Origin of the sequence: Sphaerisporangium sp. NPDC005288, assembly GCF_040607475.1 — a bacterium.
GTDB lineage: Bacteria > Actinomycetota > Actinomycetes > Streptosporangiales > Streptosporangiaceae > Sphaerisporangium > Sphaerisporangium rhizosphaerae.
On sequence record NZ_JBEXGT010000024.1, the window covers coordinates 1 to 23330 of the forward strand.

General features: G+C 72.0%; 20 protein-coding genes and 1 pseudogene. 12 read left to right on the forward strand and 9 right to left on the reverse strand.

All coding sequences use genetic code 11. From position 1 onward, the window contains the following. From ABZU32_RS22595 to ABZU32_RS22615, 5 genes and pseudogenes are all read left to right on the forward strand, one after another. Window positions 1-744 (forward strand): annotated as a pseudogene (locus ABZU32_RS22595) (serine/threonine protein kinase); the annotation flags it as partial. 45 nt (window positions 745-789) lie between these two features. Next, window positions 790-2004 (forward strand): serine/threonine-protein kinase, encoded by a 1215-nt coding sequence (locus ABZU32_RS22600; protein ID WP_354924791.1) that lies wholly within the window; start codon window positions 790-792, stop codon window positions 2002-2004. A 422-nt stretch (window positions 2005-2426) separates the two neighbouring features. Next, window positions 2427-3206: an electron transfer flavoprotein subunit beta/FixA family protein gene (locus tag ABZU32_RS22605; protein WP_354924793.1), complete on the forward strand. Its 780-nt coding sequence runs from the start codon at window positions 2427-2429 to the stop codon at window positions 3204-3206. Window positions 3207-3217: 11 nt separating this feature from the next. Then, window positions 3218-4171, forward strand: a complete 954-nt coding sequence (locus ABZU32_RS22610; RefSeq protein ID WP_354924795.1) for an electron transfer flavoprotein subunit alpha/FixB family protein — start codon at window positions 3218-3220, stop codon at window positions 4169-4171. Between the two features lie 119 nt (window positions 4172-4290). Further along, window positions 4291-4746, forward strand: coding sequence for a DUF488 domain-containing protein (locus ABZU32_RS22615; RefSeq protein ID WP_354924796.1), 456 nt, complete (start codon window positions 4291-4293; stop codon window positions 4744-4746). Between the two features lie 143 nt (window positions 4747-4889). On the opposite strand, the gene ABZU32_RS22620 is transcribed toward ABZU32_RS22615, so the two are convergent. From ABZU32_RS22620 to ABZU32_RS22630, 3 genes are all read right to left on the reverse strand, one after another. Beyond that, the gene (locus ABZU32_RS22620) at window positions 4890-5240 is read right to left on the reverse strand and encodes a hypothetical protein (RefSeq protein ID WP_354924798.1); all 351 of its coding nucleotides are present in this window, start codon (window positions 5238-5240) and stop codon (window positions 4890-4892) included. Window positions 5241-5527: 287 nt separating this feature from the next. Further along, window positions 5528-6901 (reverse strand): MFS transporter, encoded by a 1374-nt coding sequence (locus tag ABZU32_RS22625; protein WP_354924800.1) that lies wholly within the window; start codon window positions 6899-6901, stop codon window positions 5528-5530. Window positions 6902-7542: 641 nt separating this feature from the next. Beyond that, window positions 7543-8052 carry a TetR/AcrR family transcriptional regulator gene (locus ABZU32_RS22630; RefSeq protein WP_354847239.1) on the reverse strand — a complete coding sequence of 170 codons (510 nt, stop codon included), beginning with the start codon at window positions 8050-8052 and terminating at the stop codon, window positions 7543-7545. 60 nt (window positions 8053-8112) lie between these two features. Here ABZU32_RS22630 and ABZU32_RS22635 point away from each other — a divergent pair, with 60 nt between their 5' ends. Next, window positions 8113-9273, forward strand: a complete 1161-nt coding sequence (locus ABZU32_RS22635) for a cysteine desulfurase family protein (RefSeq protein WP_354924802.1) — start codon at window positions 8113-8115, stop codon at window positions 9271-9273. A 55-nt stretch (window positions 9274-9328) separates the two neighbouring features. Here ABZU32_RS22635 and ABZU32_RS22640 read toward each other — a convergent pair whose 3' ends face one another. Beyond that, the gene (locus ABZU32_RS22640) at window positions 9329-9745 is read right to left on the reverse strand and encodes a DUF2871 domain-containing protein (protein WP_354924804.1); all 417 of its coding nucleotides are present in this window, start codon (window positions 9743-9745) and stop codon (window positions 9329-9331) included. 176 nt (window positions 9746-9921) lie between these two features. Then, a complete protein-coding gene (locus ABZU32_RS22645; protein ID WP_354924806.1) occupies window positions 9922-11148 on the reverse strand; it encodes a serine hydrolase domain-containing protein in 1227 nt (408 codons plus the stop codon). A gap of 323 nt (window positions 11149-11471) precedes the next feature. Here ABZU32_RS22645 and ABZU32_RS22650 point away from each other — a divergent pair, with 323 nt between their 5' ends. Beyond that, a complete protein-coding gene (locus tag ABZU32_RS22650) occupies window positions 11472-12308 on the forward strand; it encodes a type II CAAX endopeptidase family protein (RefSeq protein WP_354924807.1) in 837 nt (278 codons plus the stop codon). A 352-nt stretch (window positions 12309-12660) separates the two neighbouring features. On the opposite strand, the gene rplK is transcribed toward ABZU32_RS22650, so the two are convergent. Continuing rightward, entirely contained in the window at window positions 12661-13086 is a 426-nt protein-coding gene (rplK, locus tag ABZU32_RS22655) for a 50S ribosomal protein L11 (protein WP_354847255.1), read from the reverse strand. Between the two features lie 76 nt (window positions 13087-13162). Between rplK and ABZU32_RS22660 the strand changes: the two genes are divergently transcribed. After that, the gene (locus ABZU32_RS22660) at window positions 13163-14110 is read left to right on the forward strand and encodes a MerR family transcriptional regulator (protein WP_354924809.1); all 948 of its coding nucleotides are present in this window, start codon (window positions 13163-13165) and stop codon (window positions 14108-14110) included. Between the two features lie 23 nt (window positions 14111-14133). Here ABZU32_RS22660 and ABZU32_RS22665 read toward each other — a convergent pair whose 3' ends face one another. Next, the gene (locus ABZU32_RS22665) at window positions 14134-15177 is read right to left on the reverse strand and encodes a DUF695 domain-containing protein (protein ID WP_354924811.1); all 1044 of its coding nucleotides are present in this window, start codon (window positions 15175-15177) and stop codon (window positions 14134-14136) included. A gap of 155 nt (window positions 15178-15332) precedes the next feature. On the opposite strand from ABZU32_RS22665, the gene mnmA reads away from it, so the two are divergent. Beyond that, window positions 15333-16403, forward strand: coding sequence for a tRNA 2-thiouridine(34) synthase MnmA (gene mnmA, locus ABZU32_RS22670; protein ID WP_354847263.1), 1071 nt, complete (start codon window positions 15333-15335; stop codon window positions 16401-16403). A gap of 13 nt (window positions 16404-16416) precedes the next feature. On the opposite strand, the gene ABZU32_RS22675 is transcribed toward mnmA, so the two are convergent. Then, window positions 16417-17052 carry an MBL fold metallo-hydrolase gene (locus ABZU32_RS22675; RefSeq protein WP_354924813.1) on the reverse strand — a complete coding sequence of 212 codons (636 nt, stop codon included), beginning with the start codon at window positions 17050-17052 and terminating at the stop codon, window positions 16417-16419. Between the two features lie 116 nt (window positions 17053-17168). Here ABZU32_RS22675 and ABZU32_RS22680 point away from each other — a divergent pair, with 116 nt between their 5' ends. The 3 genes from ABZU32_RS22680 (at window position 17169) to ligA (ending at window position 21415) form a co-directional block, all read left to right on the forward strand. After that, on the forward strand, window positions 17169-18179 hold the full coding sequence (locus ABZU32_RS22680) for a methionine synthase (RefSeq protein WP_354924815.1): 1011 nt from the start codon (window positions 17169-17171) through the stop codon (window positions 18177-18179). A 226-nt stretch (window positions 18180-18405) separates the two neighbouring features. Then, complete coding sequence (locus ABZU32_RS22685; RefSeq protein WP_354924817.1) at window positions 18406-18921, forward strand: hypothetical protein; 516 nt, start codon at window positions 18406-18408, stop codon at window positions 18919-18921. A gap of 217 nt (window positions 18922-19138) precedes the next feature. After that, entirely contained in the window at window positions 19139-21415 is a 2277-nt protein-coding gene (gene ligA / locus ABZU32_RS22690; RefSeq protein ID WP_354924819.1) for an NAD-dependent DNA ligase LigA, read from the forward strand. Between the two features lie 616 nt (window positions 21416-22031). Here the strand turns inward: ligA and ABZU32_RS22695 are convergent. Then, entirely contained in the window at window positions 22032-23135 is a 1104-nt protein-coding gene (locus ABZU32_RS22695; RefSeq protein ID WP_354924821.1) for a helix-turn-helix transcriptional regulator, read from the reverse strand. Window positions 23136-23330: the final 195 nt, after the last annotated feature.

Genomic DNA, 23330 nt, shown 5'->3' on the forward strand with positions numbered 1-23330 from the left:
GCGTACCCGCCCGCGCAGGGCCCCGGCCCGTACGGTCCGGAGGCCGGCCCGCGCGGCGACGAGCGGCGCCCCGAGCGCCCGCCCTACCGGGCCGGGCATCCCGTGCTCGCCGCCCTGCTGCTGGCCGTGGCCGTGGCCGGCGCGCGCCTGCTGCCCGTCCTGATGTGCGTCTTCATGGTCGTCGTGGTGCTCTGCCTGCGGGTCGGCGAGCACCTCTGGAGCGACCTGGCCGAGCGCCGATCCATCCGGGGCGGCTCGGCCAGCGACCCGCTGCTCGCCGTGCTCGGCACGCCGTGGGCGCTGATCCGCGCCACTCTGACCACGGTGCTGGTCACGCCGCTGACGGTGATGTTCGCCCTGTGCGTCTGGGGCGGGCTGCACTTCGCGGGCGGCATGGGCACCGACACCGCCGCCTCCTACGGAGCGGCGGCCTTCGTCGGCGGCCTGTTCCTGCTGCCGGGCGGCGGCAAGCCCCGCAAGGCCGTCGCCCGCACGCTGACCGCCGCCATCCGCAGCCCGGGCGCGGGCATGGTCGCGACGATCATCGTGGGCACGCTGGCGTTCTTCACCGTGGTGGCCGCGATGTCCGCCGTCCCCTCGTGGATCCCGTGGCAGGCGCCCTCGCACGCCATCGACGCGCTCAGCGAACAGGCCAGGAGCACCGCCACCGGCCTCATCGGCGGTCTGGTCAAGGACCTGATGAACGACCTCGGCCTGGGGTTCCTGGCCTTCTGGGGCAGGTGACCGCGCCGGGGGCGACGACGGGCCGGGCCGGCCGGAAGGAGTGGCATGAGCACCGCTGGTCGGCTGGGGCCGTACCACCTGCTGTCGCGCCTGGGCGCGGGCGGGTTCGGCGAGGTCCATCTGGCGCTGGACCCCGAGGGCCGCACAGTGGCGGTCAAGGTGCTCCACCCGCACGTGGCGGCCGACGAGCAGGCCCTGGCGCGGCTGGCCCGCGAGGTGGAGACCATGCGCCTGGTGCGCGGGCCGCACCTGGCGGAGGTGCTGGACGCCGATCTCACCGGATCGCGCCCCTACCTGGTCACCCGGTACGTGCAGGGCAGGTCGCTCGGCGCCGTGCTCGCCGCGGGCGGGCCGCTGCGCGGTGAGGAGCTGACGCGGCTGGCGCGGGGGCTGGCCGAGGCGCTGGCGGCCGTCCACGCCGCCGGGGTCGTGCACCGCGACCTGAAACCGGCGAACGTCATCCTGGCCGACGGCGAGCCGCACGTCATCGACTTCGGCATCGCCTGCGCGCTGGACTCGGCGTCGGTGACGGCGTCGGGGGCCGTGCTCGGCACTCCCGGGTACCTGGCGCCGGAGGTCCTGGAGGGTGGGGAGGCCGGGCCCGCGGCCGACGTCTTCGCCTGGGGGGCCACGGTCGCCTACGCCGCCTCGGGGCGCCAGCCGTACGGGACCGGGCCGCCGCCGGCGGTGGCCTACCGCGTCGTGCACCACGACCCCGACCTCGCCGAAGCGCCGGCCTGGCTGGTGCCGCTGCTGCGGGAATGCCTGCGGCGCGACCCCTCCGCACGCCCGGAGGCCGCCGAGCTGTGCGCCAGGCTGGGCGTCGCGGCCCCGCCGCCGTTACCGGCGGAGCGGCCGCGCCGCGCGGCGGCCCCGGAGCCGCCGACGCAGGAGTGGCGGCCGCGCAGCCGCGAGACGGCCGGTCAGGTGGACGACGCGCGGACGCGCCACCGCGACAAGGTGCGCCGGCGGTGGGTGGCCGGGTCGGGCGTCGTGTCCGGGCTGGTCGCCGCGGCCGCCCACCAGTACGTCCCCGAGCTGTCGCTGCTGGTCCTTTCGGCCTACGGCGTCGGCGTGCTGGTCGACGCGGGCGCCGGCGCGGTGTCCAGGGCGCGAGGGCGCGTGGTGTTCGCCCTGGTCAGCGGGGCCGGCACCGCCGGGTTGTACGCGGCGCTGATCGCGCTGTTCAGCCCGTTCACGCTGCTGCTGGCCCTGGGCACCGTGCTGTTCGTCCTGCTGACGGTGGCCTTCGCCGGATGATCGCCCGAGGGGGGCGCCGGTCCCGCGGACCGTGTGATCGGCCCGGGACGTCCCGGCGTCGGTGGACGCGTCGCGCGGGGCGGGTCGGACAATGCACTGGAATATAGTTCGGTAGGGTGGGAAGGCCTCGTCGTGCGGGCCCCCAGGTGTCGTACGCTGCGGGTACGCGGCTAAGCTACTGACGAGTAACTACTTGCGGGTACATTGAGGGAGGAAAGGGATGCGCTTCCGACACGGAGATCGTCCTGGCCCACCCGGCGTCACGGCGTTCCCGGGAGCATGACAATCTGATCGCGGCTCCGGTGCCCGTCACCGGAGCGGCGCGTACGACGTGTGCGTACCCCCGCGCGCACGTGCCGATCAATCGGCGCCAGCCCAGCGATGCGGTGGCGCCTCGTGAAACGGGAGGTCGGCCACCGGCCATGAACATCGTCGTCTGCGTGAAGCAGGTCCCCGACACGGCGACCGAGCGCAAGCTGAGTGACAAGGACAACACGCTCGACCGTGACGCCGCCGATGGGGTCATCAACGAGCTGTGCGAGTATGCCGTCGAAGAGGCCCTCAAGATCAAGGAGGCGCACGGCGGCGAGGTGACGGTGCTCACCATGGGGCCCGCCAAGGCCTCCGACACCATCCGCAAGGCCCTGGCCATGGGCGCCGACAAGGCCGTCCACCTGGTCGACGACGCGCTGCACGGCTCGGACGCGCTGTCCACCTCCTACGCCCTGGCCCAGACGCTGAAGAAGATCGGGTTCGACCTGGTCATCCTCGGCTCGGAGTCCACCGACGCGCGCATGGGCGTGCTGGCCGCCATGCTGGCCGAGCGCCTCGGCGCGCCGCAGCTCACCTTCGCCCGCAAGGTCGACGTCGAGGGCTCCGCGGTCACCATCGAGCGCGTCACCGACTACGGCTACGACAAGGTGCAGGCCTCGCTGCCCGCCGTCGTCTCGGTCGTCGAGAAGATCAACGAGCCGCGGTACCCGTCCTTCAAGGGCATCATGGCCGCGAAGAAGAAGCCGGTGCAGACCTTCGGCGTCGCCGACGCCGAGATCGACCCCGCCCAGGTCGGCCTCGCCGCCGCCTGGAGCGAGGTGGCGGACTTCTCCGCGGCCCCGCCGCGCGCGGCCGGCACCATCGTCAAGGACGAGGGCGACGGCGGCTCCAAGGCCGCCGACTTCCTCGCGTCGAAGAAGTTCATCTGAGGGGCGGGTCGATGGCTGAGATTCTGGTTCTCGTCGAGCACGTCGAGGGTGAGGTCAAGAAAGTCACCCTCGAACTGCTGACGCTCGCGCGCACGCTCGGCTCGCCGTCGGCGGTCTGGGCCGGCCCCGGCTACTCCGCCGACGCCAAGGCGCGGCTGGCCGAGTACGGCGCCGACAAGGTCTACATCGCCGACTCCGCGGAGGTGTCCGACCACGTCGTGGCCCCCAAGACGGCGCTGCTCGCCCAGCTCGTCTCCTCCGCCTCCCCGGCGGCGGTGCTGGTGGCCGCCACGGCCGAGGGCAAGGAGGTGGCGGGCCGCCTGGCGATCCGCACCGACTCCGGCATCATCACCGACGCGGTCGGCCTCGTCGACGGCCCGGTCGCCGAGCAGTCCATCTTCGGCGGCGGCGTCAACGTCCACTCCCGGGTCACCAAGGGCACCCCGATCTTCGCGGTGCGCCCCAACGCCACCACTCCCGAGGCTTCCACGGGAGCGGCGGCCGAGGAGCAGGTCACGGTGACGCTGTCGGAGGCCGACAAGGCCGCCAAGGTCGTCGAGCGGGTCAAGCAGGAGAAGGGCGCCCGCCCCGAGCTCACCGAGGCCGCCATCGTGGTCTCCGGCGGACGCGGCGTCGGCTCGGCCGAGAACTTCGCGGTCATCGAGAAGCTGGCCGACGCCCTCGGCGCCGCCGTCGGCGCCTCGCGCGCCGCGACCGACGCCGGGTGGTACCCGCACCAGTTCCAGGTCGGGCAGACGGGCAAGACGGTCGCCCCGCAGCTCTACATCGCGGCGGGCATCTCCGGCGCCATCCAGCACCGGGCCGGCATGCAGACCGCAAAGACCATCGTCGCGATCAACAAGGACCCCGAGGCCCCGATCTTCGAGCTGGCCGACTTCGGTGTTGTGGGCGACCTGCACCAGATCGTCCCCCAACTCACCGAAGAAGTCGACAAGCGCAAGTAACCCCCCCACCGACCCCGGGCGCCGTCCCCTCGTCCATCGGCCGAGAGGACGGCGCCCTTCCGTACCCTCCCGGCGAGTCCATCGAACAGTGATGGGCGTTGTATGGAAGGCTTGAGATCATGCCGGTGATGGAACAGAGCGCGCGGGCGATCGGCGTGGGATACGAAGGCCGCGATCTTTCTGAGTTCATCGAGATGCTGCGTCGCGAAGGCGTGGAGCTGCTGGTCGACGTCCGCCTGACGCCCATCTCCCGTAAGCGAGGGTTCAGCAAGACCGCCCTGGGCGAAGCCCTCACCGAAGCCGGCATCGGCTACGAACACATGCGGCACCTGGGCAATCCGAAATGGAACAGGGCGGGGTTCGGCGGCAGCCCCGGCGAGCTGAGCACCGCCCGCGATGTCTACTCGGCCGGGCTTTCGACCCCGGAAACGCAGGAGTGCTTGGAACGCATCGTCGAGGCATGCCGTCTGCGGCGTGTCGCAGTGATGTGCTTCGAAGCCGACCAGCGCCGTTGCCACCGAGATCTCGTACTGTCGGCCCTCGGTGAGCGGTTCACCTACCCCCTTTCCGCGTGAGCCTCCGCGGGTAGACGACACCCAGCACGATGAAGCTCTGCGGGTGCGCCTGCTGGTTGCCTACATAGAAGATGGTGTCGCGGTCAGGGGCGCACATCATGTCCCAGAACTTCTCCTGGATGGCCCGCTTGACCGTGTCATCGTCACGACCCTTCAGGCGACGCTGCAGGATCATTGGGGCTGGGCTTGGCCTGCAACGTGACTATGTCGTACTTGTTGAACTTTCGGCTGTCGTCCAGGTCGCGATAATTGATGGGATAAAGCCTGATCCAGCCTGGTTGATCTAGATCAAGACGTAATGCGGCGACGCATACGGTCTCTCCGTACGTTTCCGACGGGTTCGGGGCGGCCTTCACGGTGATGAGCACCCGCATGCGCTGGTATTCGCTGCCCGGCGGCTTGGTCGGACGACTCCGGAGATCGGGGGCGAACAATGACGTTTGGTCTACCAAGACGATCTCCGTCGCGACAGAGTTGACCCTGAGGTGCGGCATTTACCCGCGGTCGACATCGGCATCGCGAGGATCGTACACGTTCTGCTTCTGGTAAACCCGGCGTCACCCGGAAATTGCAGATCCGAAATAAGGTAAATAGGAAGTATCGCCGATAGTTCCTTACCCGAATCGGATTTCCGGCTGTACGCGGCTCCGGGTCCGTGCGAGCTTGTAGCGCGGGCCGGCAAGGCTCACGGCGCGGCGGGGCTGCGACTCCGGTTCGCTGACATGGCCGGACCTGACGCCCACCGCCCTTGTGGTTCTGAGAGGGCGGTGGACGTTCGGTGTCAGGCGACCAGGTCCAGGGGCTCGGGTTCGGGGGTGCGCTTGAGGGCCGCGGCGCGCAGGGGGGAGGGCCGGGGCTCGGCGGTGGTGGTGGCGTCCCGGAGGGAGCGGGTGCGGGGCAGGAAGCGGGCCGCCACCGCGATCGAGACGCCGAGGACGGCGGCGACGCCGAGGGCGAAGCGCAGTGTCATGGCGTGGGACAGGAAGCCGATCACGACCGGGCCGAGGAGCAGGCCGGCGTACCCCATCGCGCCGGTCTGGGCGATCGCCGGGCCGGGGGTGGGAGTGGCGGTGCCCGCGAGCGAGAGCGCGATCGGGGAGATCGCGGCGACGCTGATCCCCACGAGTGCCATCCCGGCGACGGCGACCACCGGTGAGGAGGTCGTGATCACCACCGTGAAGGCGGCGGCCGTGCCGAGGCCGGAGGCGGCGATCAGCCGGCGGGCGCCGAGGCCCGCACGCAGCCGGTCGCCGATGAGCCGGGCGATCAGCATGCCCGCCTCGAAGATCGGGTAGCCGAGGGCGGCGACGGCCTCGGGCGCGCCGATGACGTTCCGCAGGAACAGTCCGTTCCAGTCGGCGACCGCGCCCTCGACCATGAACGCGCCGAACGCGATCGCACCGAGCAGGTAGACCACTCGGGGCATCCGCGTCCGGGCCGCCCTGCCACGGCCGGAGGCGGCGGAGCCCTGGGAGTCGGCGGGGCGCGTGGAGCTCTGAGGGTCGGCGGAGCGTGCGGAGCTCTGGGAGTCGGCGGAGGGCGTGGAGCTCCGGGCGGCGGTGGACTTGGCGGGGGCCTGCCGGTCCGCCGGGACGGCTCCGTCCGGGAGGAAGCCGCGGCTGAGCAGGTAGGCCATCGGCGCCGAGACGATCGCCACCGCGAGCAGGTTGGCGGTGAAGGAAACCCCGAAGAAGATCGCGAGGGTGCCGAGCAGGCCGGCCGACCCGGCGCCCACGCACCATCCGGCATGCATGCCGTTCATCAGCGGGCGCCCGTACGCCTGCTCGACCGCGGAGCCCTGCGCGTTCATCGCGACGTCCACCGCGCCGAAGGCCATGCCGAACAGCGCGGTCGCGGCGACCAGCCACGGCAGGGAGGGCGCGAAGGCCACCCCGGCGAGCGTCGCCGCGGTGAGCGGGGCTCCGGCCCGCAGGACGGCACGGCTGCCCACCCGTGCCATCACGCCCCGCATGGACTGCATGGTCACCAGGGCTCCGAGCCCCCATGCGAGGAGGGCGACGCCGACCGAGGCCTCGGATATGCCGAGTTTCTCGGCCAGCGCGGGGATGCGCACGGTGAACGTGCCGCACATCAGGCCGGCCAGGACGAAGGTGAGGATCGCCCGCACGCGGGCCACCCTCAGAACGGGGGTCAACACAAGTTCCTTTCACGTTGGTGTCCACAGGTGTGGACGGGGCGCGCGGACGAGCGCCGGTCGCGGCCCCGGGCGCGGCGGTCGACGCCGGGGGGGCAGGAGGCCGGGTAGGACGGACGTCCACGATCGAGGGGATGCGGCGAGCTGGAGCGCGCGGGCGACCGAACGGATGGCGGCAGGTCAGGGCGCGGTGACCGATTGGATGGCGTGGGGTCACCGCACAGTGATCAGCAGATGCCGATAACGAGCGCGGTGATCAACGGATGCCCGATGACGAGCGCGGTGAGCAGCGGATGCCCGATTAGGAGCGCGTGAGCAGCGGATGCCCGATGAGGAGCGCGTGAGCAGCGGATGTCCGATGAGGAGCGTGCCGGCCGAACCGGGTGCCGGCCGGTCAGGCGCGCCGGCCGGGCGGTCGCCGGCGGGCCGGCGGGTGGTGGGGGCTCTCATGCCGCTGGGCGGGGGACCGCCGGATGCGGACCGAAGGCAGGGGGACGCGCCCGCTGAAAAGCCCTGTCCGGCGGTCGGCCGGGAAGGGCGCTTACAGGCTGACGGGCCCCTCACAGGCTCACAGGCTGACGGGCCCTCACAGGCTCACAGGCTGACGGGCTTCTGCGCGTGTCGCGAGCGGCGTGGCCCGATCATAAGGGCGACAGCAGGGCCAGCAGGCGCCGGTGCAGTTCCTCGTACTGGGCCTCGTCGTAGATGCCGGGGTCGTGGGTCGCCACGTCCCACAGCCCTTCGCAGGTGAGGCGGACGATCTGCGCCGCCATCGGGTCTGCCTCGGTCTGCATGCCCTCGCGGTGCCAGCGGCACATGGCCTCGCGCAGCGGGGCTAGCAACTGCGGGTCGCCGGCGGCGCCGGTGACCACCGCCCAGCGCCGCAGGCGCCCGGTGCGGATGGCCGCCAGGGTGGCCGCCAGGTAGGACCGGGTGTAGGAGGCCTGGCCCTGGGCGGCGACCAGTTCGTCGAAATCGGCGATGAGGCGCTCGATCAGGGCCTTGATCAGGGCTTCTTTGGTGGCGAAATGGTACAGAAGACCGCCCTTGCTCACGCCGGCCCGCTCTGCCACGGCCGACAGCGTGAGGCACCCGGCCCCCTGGTCGGCCAGCAGGTCTTCCGCCGCGTTCAAAAGCTCGTCTTTCCGCACGCCCGTAACTATACCGGCTGGACGGTACAGTGCGCGAACTGGGTTACGCTGGAGTACGCCATGGCTTACCTAGACCACGCGGCGACCACGCCGATGCTTCCTGAGGCCGTCGATGCGATGACGGCGCAGCTCGCCCGCGTCGGCAACGCCTCGTCCCTCCACGCGGCGGGCCGCCGCACCCGCAGGGTCGTCGAGGAGTCGCGCGAGGCCATCGCCGGCGCGCTCGGCGCGCGGCCCAGCGAGGTCGTGTTCACCTCCGGGGGCACCGAGGCCGACAACCTCGCCATCAAGGGCCTGTTCTGGGCGCGCCGCGCCTCCCACGGGGCCGACCGCCTGCTGATCAGCGCCGTCGAGCACCACGCCGCCCTGGACCCCGCCCACTGGCTGGCCGAGCACCAGGGCGCCTCCGTGGAGCCGCTCGCGGTCGACGAGTACGGCCGCGTTCACCCTGAGACGCTGCGCGCCGCCATCGAGGAGGCTCCCGAACGGGTGGCCCTGGTCAGCGTGATGTGGGCCAACAACGAGGTCGGCACCGTCCAGCCGATCCAGGAACTGGCGGCGATCGCCCACGAGTACGGCATCCCGTTCCACACCGACGCCGTGCAGGCCGTGGGGCAGTTGCCGGTGTCGTTCTCCGCGTCCGGCGTGGACGCGATGACCATCTCGGGGCACAAGGTCGGCGGCCCGGTCGGCTCCGGCGCCCTGCTGCTCGCCCGCGGTGTGGACCCGGTTCCCGTGCTCCACGGTGGTGGCCAGGAGCGCGACGTCCGTTCCGGCACGCTGGACGCCGCCTCGATCACCGGTTTCGCGACCGCCGTGCGGGTCGCCGTCGAGCGGCGGGAGGCCGAGGCCGCCCGGCTGCGCGCCCTGCGCGACGAGCTGATCGCCCGCGTCCGCGCGGCGGTGCCGGACGTGGTGCTCAACGGGCATCCCGACGAGCGCCTGCCGGGCAACGCCCACTTCTCCTTCCCGGGGTGCGAGGGCGACGCGCTGCTGATGCTGCTGGACGCCAAGGGAGTCGAGTGCTCGACCGGCTCGGCCTGCTCCGCCGGGGTCGCCCAGCCCTCCCACGTGCTGCTCGCCATGGGCGCCGGCGCCGTACGGGCGCGCGGTTCGCTGCGCTTCTCCCTCGGCCACACCTCCACGGCCGCCGACGTGGAAGAGCTGGCCCAGGTCATCGCCCCCGCCGTCGAACGCGCCCGCCGCGCCGGCCTGACCTGACACTTCCTGCCGGTCCGTCCGCCCGCCCGGGGCTGTACGCCGCCCGGGCGGGTGATCAGCTCGTGCCGCTCGTCGCGGGGATCCGCTTGCCCAGGTTGACGAAGAAGAGGATCAGGCCCACGGTCAGCACGATGTGCCCCAGTCCGGCGATGCCGGAGATCGCCGCGCTGGTCTTGGCGCCGAGGACCGTCTGGGTGCCGTGGATGATCATCATGAGGACGGTCAGCGCGAGACCCGCGTTGTAGACCCAGAAGGACCAGTTGAAGAGCTTGCTCGCCGACAGGGTGAACAACTTCTCAAGCGCCAGCACGAGGAGGTAGAAGAGCATTCCGAGGGCGAGCAGGTGGGTGTGCACCACCCCGAGTTGGGTGTCGCCCGTGAAGTCGTTCATCTTCGTGAGTTCGCGGTAGTACAGACCGCTGACCACGCCGAGGATCATGTAGGTGTGTGCCGCGTAGTAGAGCTTTTTCATGATTGCGACCTCAGGAGAGTCGGTGCGGGGATGGGCGACGGGAACGCCGGACGGCGGCTAGGGAGCCCGGTGTGGTTCGTCTGCCACCGAGCCGGGCGTCGTTCCAGCTCGTATTGCGGGGGAAGTCATCGCCCGAGAAGCTCCGGCGCGGCGAGCGAGCGCCGGTGCCGCCCGGGTCAGAGGTACTTGGGGAACAGGTCGCCGGTCGGCCACGTGCTGACGCCGTTCCAGGCGGTGTTCATCCGGGAACTGAGCACGTCGTAGTCCGGAGTGCCGGTCTCCTCGCGCTGGTCGAAGACGGCGGCGTAGGTGAAGCCCTGCTGCAGCCGGGCCAGGTAGGTGTAGGTGCCGGGCAGGCTGCCGTTGTGCCAGGTGTTGAGGTGGCCCGTCACCTGGCGCACGTACCAGCCGCACCCGTACCAGGAGCCGTCCGCGCTGACGCCGATCTCCGGCTTGGCGAACGCCCGGCTGATGGAGGTGGCGTTCAGCACCGGCCCGGCGGCGTCGAAGACCCGGGCCCACCTGACCAGGTCGACCGCCGAGGCCAGCCAGCCGCCGTTGGCGGCGTGGTTTCCCATGTTGAAGCCGCCGTACGGCGCGGGCACGACGGCTCCCGAGTCGTCCAGGACGGTCTTGGAGGTGTACTGCGAGTAGTACGGCACCTCGCCCGCCGCGGCCTGCGACCTCAGGCCGCGGCCGAGCCGCATCCGGGTGACGCCGGCGGGGGCGAGCAGCTTCTGCTTCACGTACGACTCGTAGCTCTGCCCCGACACCTTCTCGACGACCAGGCCGAGCAGCAGGTAGCCGTAGTTGCTGTAGGCCATCCGGGCGCCCGGGGCGAAGTCCAGCGGCCGGCCGCCGGCGTAGGCGACGATGTCGCTCTTGCCGACCGGTAGCGGCATGCCGAGCTTGGCGGCGATGGTCCGATCGGCCATCAGGTAGTCGCCGGAGATGTCGCGGTCCCAGCCGCCGGTGTGCTGCATCAGGCGCCACAGGGTGACGTTCTTCAGCCGCGGGTCGGTCGTGGTCGGCAGGCCGAGCAGGTCGGACACCTTCGCTCCGAGCGACACCTTGCCGTCCTGGGCCAGCCGCAGGACCGCCGCGGCGGTGATGTTCTTGCTGAGGCTCGCGATCCGGAACAGCGAGGTCGGCTGCACGGCAGGGACGGCCGTGTCGCTGCTGTAGCGGTATCCCCGGGCCAGGACGAGCTTGCCGTTCTTGACCGCGGCGAGCTGGGCGCAGGGGATGTTCCGCTCTTTGATGTAGGTCTTCATCACGGTGTCGAGGGCGGCCAACTGCGAGGGCGCGGTCCCCGTGGCCGTCATGGTGGGCGCGCCCGCCGCGTACGCCGGCGATCCGGACAGCGCGATCGCGGGCATCAGCCCGGCGCCCACCTTGAACACTTCACGCCGACTGAGCGCCACTTTCGTCCCCCGAGTACCTTTAGTAACTTTTGCGCGATCTTATCGATCTAGTACGCGCGGAAGCAGGTACTTCGGCAATTCGAGCGGCGTGATCGCCGATCGCCCGGGTGCCCCCCGGGCGTACGGAGGGTTCCGAGGGTTCCGGCGACTCTGCGTCGCCGGAGGACGGACGGCCGGTCGCCTCGTCCCCCGTGCGAGCTACGGGGAGGTGTCCACTGGGCGGTGACGATTCCGGGGCCGCGAATCCATAGCGTTCTGGGCACGCGCGGCGCCGGGCCGCGGGAAACCCGCAAGGAGTCGTCGTGCGTCTGTTGAAGCAACTGGTAGCCGTCGCGGTGGTGGCCTTCCTCGGCAGCCTGCTGGTGGGCGCGGTGCAGGGGAACGCCGTGCTCGCGCTGATCGCCGGCGTCGCGACGGCCCTGCTCGCCCTGCTGACGTACGCGAAGGTGGTGCGGTGGACCGAGCACCGCGACCCCGTGGAGGTGGCCAGGGAGGGAGCCGCCGCCTCGCTCGGCCGGGGACTGCTGATCGGTGCGGCGATGTTCACGGCGGTCATCCTGCTGATCGCCCTGTTCGGGGGCTACCGGGTGAACGGCTGGGGTTCGGTCGGCGGCGCGGTGACGCTGATCGGCGTCACGGCCGCCGCCGCCGTGACCGAGGAGGTGATGTTCCGGGGCGTGCTGTTCCGGATCATCGAGGAGCGCCTCGGCACCTGGGGGGCCCTCGTCCTGACCGGCCTGGTTTTCGGCCTGATGCACATCATCAATCCGCACGCCACCCTGTGGGGGGCGCTCGCCATCGGCATCGAGGCCGGCTGGATGCTCGCCGCGGCCTACGCCGCCACCCGCACGCTCTGGCTGCCGATCGGCCTGCACTTCGCCTGGAACTACACCGAGGCCGGGATCTTCGGCACCGACGTCTCGGGCAAGACCGGCTCGGAGGGGCTGCTGGACGGTCTGACGTCGGGCCCGGCGGCGCTGACCGGCGGCGACTTCGGCCCCGAGGCGAGCCTGGTGACGGTGGCCGCCGGCCTGCTGGTGACCTGGCTGTTCATCCGCCTGGCCCGCAAGCGCGGCGCCATCGTCCCCCGCCGCCGACCCCTCGCCCCGGCCGAGCCCGGCCCCACCCCCGCCCAGTGACCTCCACCCGGCGACCGCGAGCGCTTCGACGTGGCGCGCGGCGACCGTAAGGGAGGTGACCTGGCCGTGCTCGATCTCGGACATGCCGGCCACGGTTCCGCTCATGGCACGGTCGTGACATCATCCTGCCCGAGCCCCAGTCGCTCACGTGCCTCGGCGAGGAGCTTCCTGGCGCCCTCCTCGATGACGGAGGGGAGACGCCTGCCTCGTGCGCTTCTCGCTCCAGGTCAGTCCAGTCCCCCGGCGTCCTCTTCGGCATGTTCACTCCGTCTTCGTCGCTGGTGTGGTCGATGGAGAGCTGTGCGGCCAGGGGAATGTTCTCGGTGAAACCGGTGGTCGGGCGGTGGATCGGTCACTCCTTTACCTGGATGCCCATGGAGCGGGCGGTGCCGGTGATGATCTTTTCGGCCTGGTCGAGGTCGGTGGTGTTGAGGTCGGGGAGCTTCACGCGGGCTACCTCGCGGAGCTGGTCGCGGGTGATGGTGGCGGCGGTCTGGTGCCCGGGGCGGGGGCTGCCGCCGTCCAGGCCCGCCGCTCTGCGCAGGAGCGAGGCGGTGGTGGGCATCTTGGTGACCAGGTCGAACGACCTGTCCTCGTACACGGTCACCTCGGCGGGCACCACGAATCCGCGCTGGGACTCGGTCGCGGCGTTGTAGCGCCGGCAGAAGTCCATCAGGTTGATCCCCAGCGGGCCGAGGTCCTTGCCGACGGTCGCCGGCCCCGCCTCACCCGCTCTGAGCTGGATCTTCACGACTCTGGTGATCTTGTTCTTCGCCATGCCGGAAAAGGTAAAGTGTCCAGTAACTGGAGACTCAACGGGATTTTCCGCCCGCAGGACACGATGGAGCCGAGCCATGGAGCCCCGACACGACGGCTACACCATCGGGCAGGTCGCCCGGCTGTCCGGCCTGCCGGTGAAGACCATCCGCTTCTACTCCGACGTCGGTGTCCTGCCCGAGCGCGAGCGCACGGCCGCCGGGTACCGCCTGTACGGCGAGGAGGACCTGGCCAGGCTCGAGCTCATCCGCACCCTCCGCGACGTCGGCGTCGACCTGGCGACGATCCGCGACCTGGGCGAGCGCGACCTGCGTCAGGTGCTCGCCCTCCAGCTCCGCACCGTGGAGACCCAGCTCAAGGCGCTCCAGCGCACCCGGGCCGTCCTGCGGGCGACCCTGGAGCGCGGCGAGCCCTCCGAGACCGACCTGCGCCGGCTCAACACGCTCGGCCGCCTCGGAGCCGCCGAGCGCGAGGCGCTGATGGACGCCTTCGTCGGCGAGGTCGGCGGCGGCAGCCGCGCCCGCGAGCAATGGCTCACCGGGCTGCGCGAGGCCATGGTGCCCGACCTGCCGCCCGAGCCGACCATCGAACAACTCGACGCGTGGCTGGAACTGGCCGAACTGCTCTCGGACGAGGACTACCGGGCCGTCCTGCGGCGCGACGACACCGGCTTCTGGGAGCGGCGCGACCGGTCCGAGGACGAACGGTTCGAGAGCTGGTGCCGGGCCAACGAGGAGATCGCCGAGACGGTCCTGGCGGCCGTGGAGAAGGGCGTGGAGCCGGAGTCCGCCGAGGCGGGGCCGGTGCTCGCCCGGGTCGTCATCCTGCTGAGCGGGCTGCACGGCGCGGCGGGCGACGGGCCGGAGTTCCGCAGCTCACTTTCACGCGGGTACGATGAGCACGACCCGCGCGCCGTCCGCCACTGGCAACTGGTCGCCACGATCCAGGGCACTCCCTGGCCACACCCGCAGACCATCGCCCACGACTGGATAGCCAAGGCCCTGCGCGCCCACCCGGCCCCCTGACGCCGGCCGGGCCCACCGAGGCGTCAGCTCAGGAAGGGGGAGATGGCGATCCAGCCGGGGTCCTCGGCGATGGCGAGGTCGGGGCGGCCCTCCTGCCAGGTGGAGACGAGCTTGTCGACCTGCGCGGGGACCTCGGCGGCGGGGTCGGCGTAGACGTGCAGCACCCGGGAGCCCTGCGCGCTCACGTGCACGACCAGCAGGGCCGCGTCGCCGAGCCGGTCCAGAAGGGCCGCGAGGCGCTCCTCGAACTCGCGGAGCGCCGCCGCCGACCCGCCGTCCGGCAGGCCATCCTCGTCGGACTCGGCGTACGGCAGTGTGATCGCGATGTGCTGGTCGAGCAGCGGATGGTCGACCGGGCGCAGAGGATGGCGGGCGGCGGCGATCAGGCGTGCCCCGTCGCCGGTCTGGCCCTCCAGCAGGGCCCACTGCTCCTGCTCGAACTCCGAGGCCAGGTCGGCCACCACGGCCGGCAGGTGGACGGCGGCCACGGCGTCGATGGGCTGGAACGTGGCGGCGGTGATGTCGCCCACCCAGCGGGCGACCTCGTCTTCGCCGAGCAGCCAGTCGAGGGCCAGCAGCACGGCCTCCATGCGCGTCTCGTCGCCGAGGTCGGGGAACAGCGGGTGGAAGGCGGCGATGTCGATGCGCGTGGCGCCGTTGGGCACCCGCAGCCCGAGCACCAGCTCGCCCAGCGCGAACTCGCGGCCGGCCACCTCCAAGGTGAGGGCGGCGGCGTCCGCGCGGGCCGGGCGCGAGGGCAGGAACTCCCACAGCGCGTCCGTCGGCGGCGCGGCGAGCGCCCAGCGGTGCGCCAGCGGGCGCAGCTCGGGGTCGCCGCCCGAGGAGACGATCAGCACGTGCAGCGCGGCGCGGCCCGGGGTGATGTCCCACGTCAGCTCGGGACTCAGCGCGGCGACCGCCGGGCCGACCTCGGCGGCGAGGGCCTCGCGGTCGCCCGCGTCCAGCAGCGTCTCGACCTTCGGCCGCGCATCGGCCCACCACGCCCAGAAGCCGGCGATCGCCTCGGCAGGCCCACCCGGCTCCTTCTTGCGCCCGAACAGTCCCATGGCCCTGGATCCTCCCAGGTGTACGCCCTGAACGCGAACGTGAGCCCTCATCCAAGATCCGGACAGCCTCACCACCCGGTCTCGGGCGAGCGGAGGGGGCGAAGTGGGCGGCGGCAGCCGTTCGGGGCCGGGGGGCGGGTAACCTCGGGGGTGTTATGAGTCTTCGTGTGCTTGCCGCCATGTCCGGCGGCGTCGACTCCGCGGTGGCGGCCGCCCGCATCGCCGAGGCCGGCCATGACGTGACAGGCGTCCACCTCGCTCTGTCGGCCAACCCGCAGTCCTACCGCACCGGCGCGCGAGGCTGCTGCACGCTGGAGGACGCCCGGGACGCCCGGCGCGCCGCCGACGTGATCGGCATCCCCTTCTACGTCTGGGACATGGCCGAGCGGTTCCACCGCGACGTCGTGGAGGACTTCGTCAGCGAGTACGCCGCCGGGCGCACGCCCAACCCGTGCCTGCGCTGCAACGAGAAGATCAAGTTCGAGGCCGTGCTCGACCGCGCGCTCGCGCTCGGGTTCGACGCGGTCGCGACCGGCCACCATGCCCGCCTGTCCGACGGTGTGCTGCGCCGCAGCGTCGACTCCGGCAAGGACCAGTCGTACGTGCTGGCCGTCCTCACCCGCGAGCAGCTCTCGCACGCCATCTTCCCCCTTGGCGGCTCCACCAAGGCCGAGGTCCGCGAGGAGGCCGCCGCCCGCGGTCTCACGGTGGCCGACAAGCCCGACAGCCACGACATCTGCTTCATCGCCGACGGCGACACCCGGGGCTTCCTGGCCGAGCGGCTCGGCGCCGAGACCGGCCCGATCGTCGACGAGTCCGGCGCCGTCCTCGGCACCCACGCCGGCGCGTACGGCTTCACCGTCGGCCAGCGCAAGGGCCTGCACCTCGACCGGCCGACGCCCGACGGCCGCCCGCGCTACGTGCTGTCGATCGAGCCGGTGTCCAACACGGTGACGGTCGGCCCCCGCTCCTCGCTGGCGGTCACCTCGATCGACGCCGAGCGCCCGGTCTGGAACGGCCCGATCGCCGCGCCGCACGAGCCGCTGGCCTGCCAGGTGCAGCTCCGTGCCCACGGCGAGGTGTACGGCTGCCGCGCCCAGGTGTCCGGCGACGCCCTGCACATCGAGCTGGACGCTCCCGCGACCGGCGTGGCCGCGGGCCAGGCGGCCGTCCTCTACGACGGCGACACCGTCCTCGGCTCGGCCACCATCGCCTCGTCCTGCTGACCGCCTCCGGGGGTCAGCCGGGCAGGTCGACGCTCTCGCCGGTCGCGAGGCGGCGGAAGTCCGCCTCCTGGGCCTGGGCCCGGCGGGAGAGGATGTTGTCCACCAGCATGAGACCGATGTCGTTGTAGAGGCCGTCGTGGATGGAGTACGCCCGCTGCGGCGCGACCTCCCGCAGGTAGTCCACCATTTCCATGGCCTTCAGCCAAGGGCCGCTGGTCGGGGTGAGCAGGGTGCCGACGGGCCTGCCGGGCAGCGTGAAGGCGTCCCCGGGGTGGAAGACCTCGTCGTCGACGAGAAAGCCGACGTTCTGCACGACGGGCATGTCGAAGGCGATGCGCGCGTGCTCGCGGCCGAGGACCCCCACCGAGAATCCGGCGGCCGTGAAGGAGTCGCCCTCGCCGACGACGTTCACCTTCGCGCTCAGCCCTTCGAGCTGCTGGGCGGCGGCGGCGCAGGTCCAGATTCGCACGTCGGGGCGCAGGGCCGCCAGACGCTTGGCGTCCAGGTGGTCGAAGTGCTCGTGCGTGATGAGGACGGCGTCGGCTCCGTCGAGCGCCGACTCCTCGGTGAGGCCGCCGGGGTCGATGACCAGCGTCGAGCCGTCCTTCTCCAGGCGGACGCACGCGTGACCGTGTTTGGTGAGCTTCATCCCTCCATCATGGACCTGCCCGATCAGCGGTCCGGAAGCGCGCCCACCGCTCTTTCGGACGATCTCTCGGCTCCGATGAGTCCACGGCCTTCGCACAGTCCCTAAGCTTGCGCGGTGTGAGCGAGTTTCCGTGGGATGCGGCGAGCGCGACGGGCGTCGGGTCCCACCCCGGCGAAGACCACGTCGAGACGCTGCGCATGGTGTTCGGCGAGCTTCCCGGCCTGCCGTACCTGCCTGAGCTGCCCGGCCGCGGCGTGGGCGCCGACATGATCGGGCGCACGGCGTCGCTGCTGGTCGACATGCCGGTCGAGGTCCGCCCGTCCGGATGGCGCGTCGCCGACCGCCCGGGCCGCGACATGCGCAGGGCCAGGGATCATCTGACCCGTGACCTGGACGCCCTGGAAGAGGTCGCGGTGGGCTTCGAGGGCCGCCTGAAGATCCAGGTGTGCGGGCCGTGGACGCTCGCGGCCGCCGTGGAGCTGCGCCACGGGGACAAGATCCTCGCCGACCCGGGGGCCGTGCGCGATCTGTCGGAGTCGCTGGCCGAGGGGCTGGCGCTTCATCTGGACGACGTCCGCAGGCGGGTGCCGGGGGCCGAGGTGCTGGTGCAGGTGGACGAGCCCGGTCTGCCGGCCGTTCTCGCGGGCACCGTGCCGACCGCCTCGGGCTTCGGGCGGCTGGCCGCCGTCGAGGCCCCGGTCGCCGCCGACCGGCTGGGCGTGGTCCTGCCCGCCGAGACCTTCACGATCGTGCACTGCTGCGCGCCCGGGGTGCCGCTGGAGGTGCTGCGCACCGCCGGGGCCCGGGGGATCTCCCTGGACGCGAGCCTGCTGCGGCGCCGCGACGAGGACCGCATCGGCGAGGCGATCGAGGCCGGCACGGCGCTGTTCCTCGGCGTGGTCCCGGGCACCGACGTCCGGCTGCCGGATCTCGGCGTCGTCGCCAAGCCGGCGCTGGAACTGTGGGGACGGCTCGGCTTCACCCCCGCGCGACTCGCCGAGCAGGTGGTCCTCACGCCGGCGTGCGGCTTGGCCGGAGCCTCTCCCGCCTACGCCCGCGCCGCCCTGGCCCGCTGCCGGGAGGCGGCCCGCGTCCTGCGCGAGGACCCCGAGGAAGAGCGCGGCTGACCTTCGACGGCAGGAGCCCGGCCGCCACGGGGGCCCCGCGTTCCGGTTCGTGCGAGTGGCCGCCCGAACGGCATTCTGCGGCCGGCTCCTGGAAGGGGGCTCGTGCGAGGTGGACGCCGGAACAGCGGGGGACAGCCGGTCGCAAGTGGGGGCAAGTCCGGTGCAAGCGGCGCCGTCTATCTCTTGATGGGCAACGACCATCGCCACACGCAAGAGAAGGAACGACATGCGTAGCGGACTTCACGTACTGCTCGGGCTCACCGCCGGCGCGACCCTGGGCCTGGGGCTCTGCGCCGCTCCGGCCTCCGCGGCAGGCCAGGGGATCGCCTCGGCTCAGACCACCTCAACTCAAGCCACCTGGGCGCAGGCCGGGGTTCAGGGGACGGCCGAGGGGCGGAGCGCGGCGGCGGAGAAGTGGTCGTGGGGGCCGACGACCTCCACCGACGCCAAGGGGTGGGCCAAGGGCGAGATCCGCACCACCAAATCCGGCCTGCGGATCACCGGGAACCTGTACGACGCGGGCGGCGCGCGCACGTGCTCGTGGCTGAAGATCAAGTGGCTGACCGGCCAGGGCGGGTACCGCACCGCGACGGTCAAGAACTGCTCGCGGTCGGCGCCGCGCGCCTTCCGCGTCGACGCGGGACACATGCTGAGCTCCTTGGCGAAGGTCTGCCGGGGCACCGCCACCCGCGTCACCGGCAAGTGCTCCCACTGGGAAGGCGTCTGGGCCCAAGGCGGCTGAGCCACGCGGCACATGGCGGATGGAGAGCCGCGTTCGGTGGAGGTGCGCGGTCATCGCATCAGGGGGCTGGCAGGGGAGTCCATTTCGTGGGGAAATGTCGGTGGTGGGTGGCATGGTAGGAGTAATGATTCCCCTGGTAGGACGTCTGTGCGAGGGCGCGAGCACTCTTCGTAGCCCGTAGCGTTCTCCTTGGGGCTGAACGATGAGGGGAGACGGCATGGCTGCCGAGGTCGAGGGCGTGCCCGTGAGCGCACTGGAGCGCCACGCCGAGCTGGCCGAGCTGGCCGAGGAGGCCAACTGGCGCTACCACGTGCTCGACGCGCCGACCGTGAGCGACGGCGAGTACGACGCGTGGATGCGCGAGCTGCGCGAGCTGGAGGAGGCGCACCCCTCCCTGCGCACGCCCGACTCCCCGACGCAGAAGGTCGGCGCGCCCATCTCCTCCGACTTCACCCCGGTCCAGCACCCGCGGCGGCTGGAGAGCCTGGACAACGCCTTCAACGACGCCGACCTCGCGGGCTGGCAGGCCAGGGCCGAACGGCTGCTGGAGGCCGATCCCGGCCCCTACCTGTGCGAACTGAAGATCGACGGCCTGGCCATCGACCTGGTGTACGAGAAGGGCCGGCTGGTGCGCGGCGCGACCCGGGGCGACGGCCGGGTGGGCGACGACGTCACCGCCAACGTCCGGACGATCAAGAACATCCCGCACCGCCTCACCGGGGACGGCATCCCCGACCGGCTGGAGGTCCGGGGCGAGGTCTACCTCTCGGTCGAGGGCTTCCACAAGCTGAACGAGCAGCTCGTCGCGGCGGGCAAGCCGCCGTTCGCCAACCCGCGCAACTCCGGCGCCGGCTCGCTGCGACAGAAGGACCCGCGCATCACCGCGCAGCGCGACCTGTCCATGATCTGCCACGGCGTCGGCGTCTGGGAGGGCGGCTCCCCGCGCCCGGAGGCCCAGTCGGCGATCTACGAGCGGCTCGGCGCGTTCGGGCTGCCGGTCGCCGATACCTACAAGGTCGTCGAGAGCCTCACCGAGATCAACGACTTCATCGAGTACTACCGGGAGCATCGCCACGACCCGGTGTACGAGATCGACGGCGTGGTGGTCAAGGTCGACCGCATCGAGGCGCAGCGCCAGCTCGGCTCCACCTCCCGCGCCCCCCGGTGGGCGATCGCGTTCAAGTACCCGCCCGAAGAGGTCAACACCAAGCTGCTGGACATCCAGGTCGGCGTGGGACGCACCGGCAGGGTCACGCCGTACGGGGTGATGAAGCCGGTGGTCGTCGCCGGGTCCACCGTCGAGCGGGCCACGCTGCACAACGCCTCCGAGGTCGCGCGCAAGGGCGTGCTCATCGGCGACACCGTGGTGCTGCGCAAGGCAGGCGACGTCATCCCCGAGATCGTCGGCCCCGTGGCCGCCCTGCGTGACGGCGGCGAGCGCGAGTTCGTCATGCCCACCCACTGCCCCGAGTGCGGCACCGAGCTGCGGCGGATGAAGGAGGCGGACGTCGACATCCGCTGCCCCAACGCCCAGTCCTGCCCGGCGCAGCTGCGCGAGCGCATCTTCTTCGCCGCCGGCCGCGGGGCCTTCGACATCGAGGGCCTGGGGTACGTCGCCGCGACCGCGCTCACCGCCCCGCTGCCGCCGCAGGAGCCGCCGGTGCGCACCGAGGCCGACCTGTTCGATCTCACCATCGAGCGCCTGCTGCCGATCAAGTCGGTGGTCCGCGACCAGGACACCGGCCTGCCCAAGACCGACCCCGAGACCGGCGAGCCGAAGGTCGTCACCTTCTTCGCCAACATGAACGGCGAGCCGAGCAAGAACGCCGAGCACATGCTGTCCCAGCTCCAGGTCGCCAAGGACCGGCCGCTGTGGCGGGTGCTGGTCGCGCTGTCCATCCGGCACGTCGGCCCGACGGCGGCGCAGGCCCTGGCCGCGGCGTTCCTGTCCCTCGAGCGCATCTTCGGCGCCTCGGAGGAGGAGCTCGCCGCCGTCGAGGGCGTCGGCCCGACCATCGCCGCCTCCATCCAGGAGTGGTACGCCGAAGACTGGCACCGCGAGATCGTCGTGCGCTGGAAGGCGGCGGGCGTCCGCATGGAGGACGAGCCCCCGGCCGTCGAGGGCCCGCAGACCCTCGCCGGCCTCACGCTGGTGGTCACCGGCACGCTGGCCGGATACAGCCGGGACGAGGCGGGGGAGGCCATCCAGGCGCGCGGCGGCAAGGTGACCAGCTCGGTCTCCAAGAAGACCGACTTCCTGGTCGCCGGTGAGAACGCCGGCTCCAAGTACGACAAGGCCGCCAAACTGGGTGTCCAGATCCTGGACGAGGCGGCCTTCGAGACCCTCCTCGCCCAGGGCCCCGACGCCGTCCGTCCCCCGAAAGAGCCGGACACCGGCTCCGAAGCCCCCGCCGACGCCGACCAGGTCACAGCCGACGCTGACGCCGACGAGATCGTTCCCGCCGTCGAGGCCGCGGAGACGGCCGGCGCCTAGCGCGCTGTCCACGAACGTTCACCGGCTCGGGCGCCGTAGCAGGCGCTGGCATCGCTGTACCACGACCCGCCGACCCGGCGCCGATCACCTGCAGCACGTGGCCGGGGTGGAGAGCCGTGCCCGGTGAACGTATGTGGTGATCGCACTAGACGGTGGCCGTTCGCTGGGTCAGGTGTCCTGACCGGGGCGGAGCCAGCCGCGGTCGCGGGCGAGGAGGGCGATCGGCCGATCACGTGCAGCACGTGGCCGGGGGGAGAGCCGCGCCCGGTGAACGTATGTGGTGACCGCACTAGACGGTGGCCGTTCGCTGGGTCAGGTGTCCTGGCCGGGGTGGAGAGCCGTGCCCGGTGAACGTATGTGGTCACCGCACTGGCACGGTGGCCGTTCGCCGGTCAGGTGTCCTGGCCGGGGCGGAGCCAGCCGCGGTCGCGGGCGAGGAGGGCGATCGGCCGATCACGTGCAGCACGTGGCCGGGGGGAGAGCCGCGCCCGGTGAACGTATGTGGTGACCGCACTAGACGGTGGCCGTTCGCTGGGTCAGGTGTCCTGGCCGGGGTGGAGAGCCGTGCCCGGTGAACGTATGTGGTCACCGCACTGGCACGGTGGCCGTTCGCCGGTCAGGTGTCCTGGCCGGGGCGGAGCCAGCCGCGGTCGCGGGCGAGGAGGGCGATCTGGAAGCGCGTCCTCGCCCCCAGCGTCTTGGCGGCGTCGCTGATGTGCTTCTGGACCGTCCGGCGGCTCAGGTGAAGCACCCGCGCGACCGCCTCGTCCTTCATCCCCGCCGACAGCAGGAGCAGAATTTCGCGGGTCCGCTCGTCCGGGCCGCCCAGGGCGGAGGCCCGGACGGACGGCCGGTCGGCCGCAGGGGAGGTTCGGTCGTCCGGGGCGGGAGGGTGGGGGCCGAGGGAGACCGGGACGGCGCGGTGCCAGATGTTCTCGAACAGGGCGGTCAGCACCTCCAGCAGCGGCGGCGAGTGCACCACGAGGGAACCGCCGGCCGGGTCGGCCCCGCCCAGAGGCATGATCGCCGCGGTGCGGTCGAACACCGCCAGCTTCATCGGCACGTCCGGGGCCAGCCGCAGTTCCCCTCCCCGGGAGGTGCCGCGCAGCGCGGTCTCCAGTGACACCGTGTCGGTGAACCCGTCGCTGTCGTACACCGACCGCAGCCTGACCTCCTCCCCCCAGACCAGCTCGGCCGCCGGACCGGGACGTCCCTCCCCGTCGCGGGGGACGGGGACGGAGGTCACGTAGGGCGGCTTGGCCAGGTGCAGCACCTCCTCGCGGGCGGTCCTGAGCAGGTGCGCGTAGCGGGTCGCGACCTCGGCGGGGGTCTCCAGGACCTCGAACAGGTCGGAGTCGACGTAGCGGTGCGCCGCGGCCCGGTAGAGCTCGTGCAGCCGTTCCGTGTACAGCTCGGCGCGGGCCAGGTCCTGGCGTCTGCGGGCCAGCAGCGACCCGAGCGAGGAGCGCGGTGGGCTCGCGCGCCAGCGCGAGGGCGGCCCCTCCACGCCGGCCCCGGCCGGTGTGCCGTCGACGCGCACCGCCAGCAGGTCGGCCTCCAGGGAGGCCAGGGTGAGGCGGGTGTCCTCGGCCGTCGCGCCGACCGCCGCCGCGACGGTCCTCTCACCGGAGTCCGGATGGCCGACCAGGTATTCGAGAACCTGCCCGGCCAGGGGCGTCAGGCCGGTGCCGGCCCAGGACGCGCCGGGGGACGGGTCCATCGGGTCACTCCTCGAAGCGTGCGCGTGGCGTCGATCGTACGACCCGCCGCCCCTCTCCCCGAATCCGCCTCCGACCGAACCGGCCCGAGTGACGTCTGGTGCGCGGGGAAGGTGGGCGTCTCGGGGCGGCGCCCTGACAGGTGGTTCGACACTCCGCGGACGTGTCATGGCTCTGCCCCCGATGCGCGTCGTGCC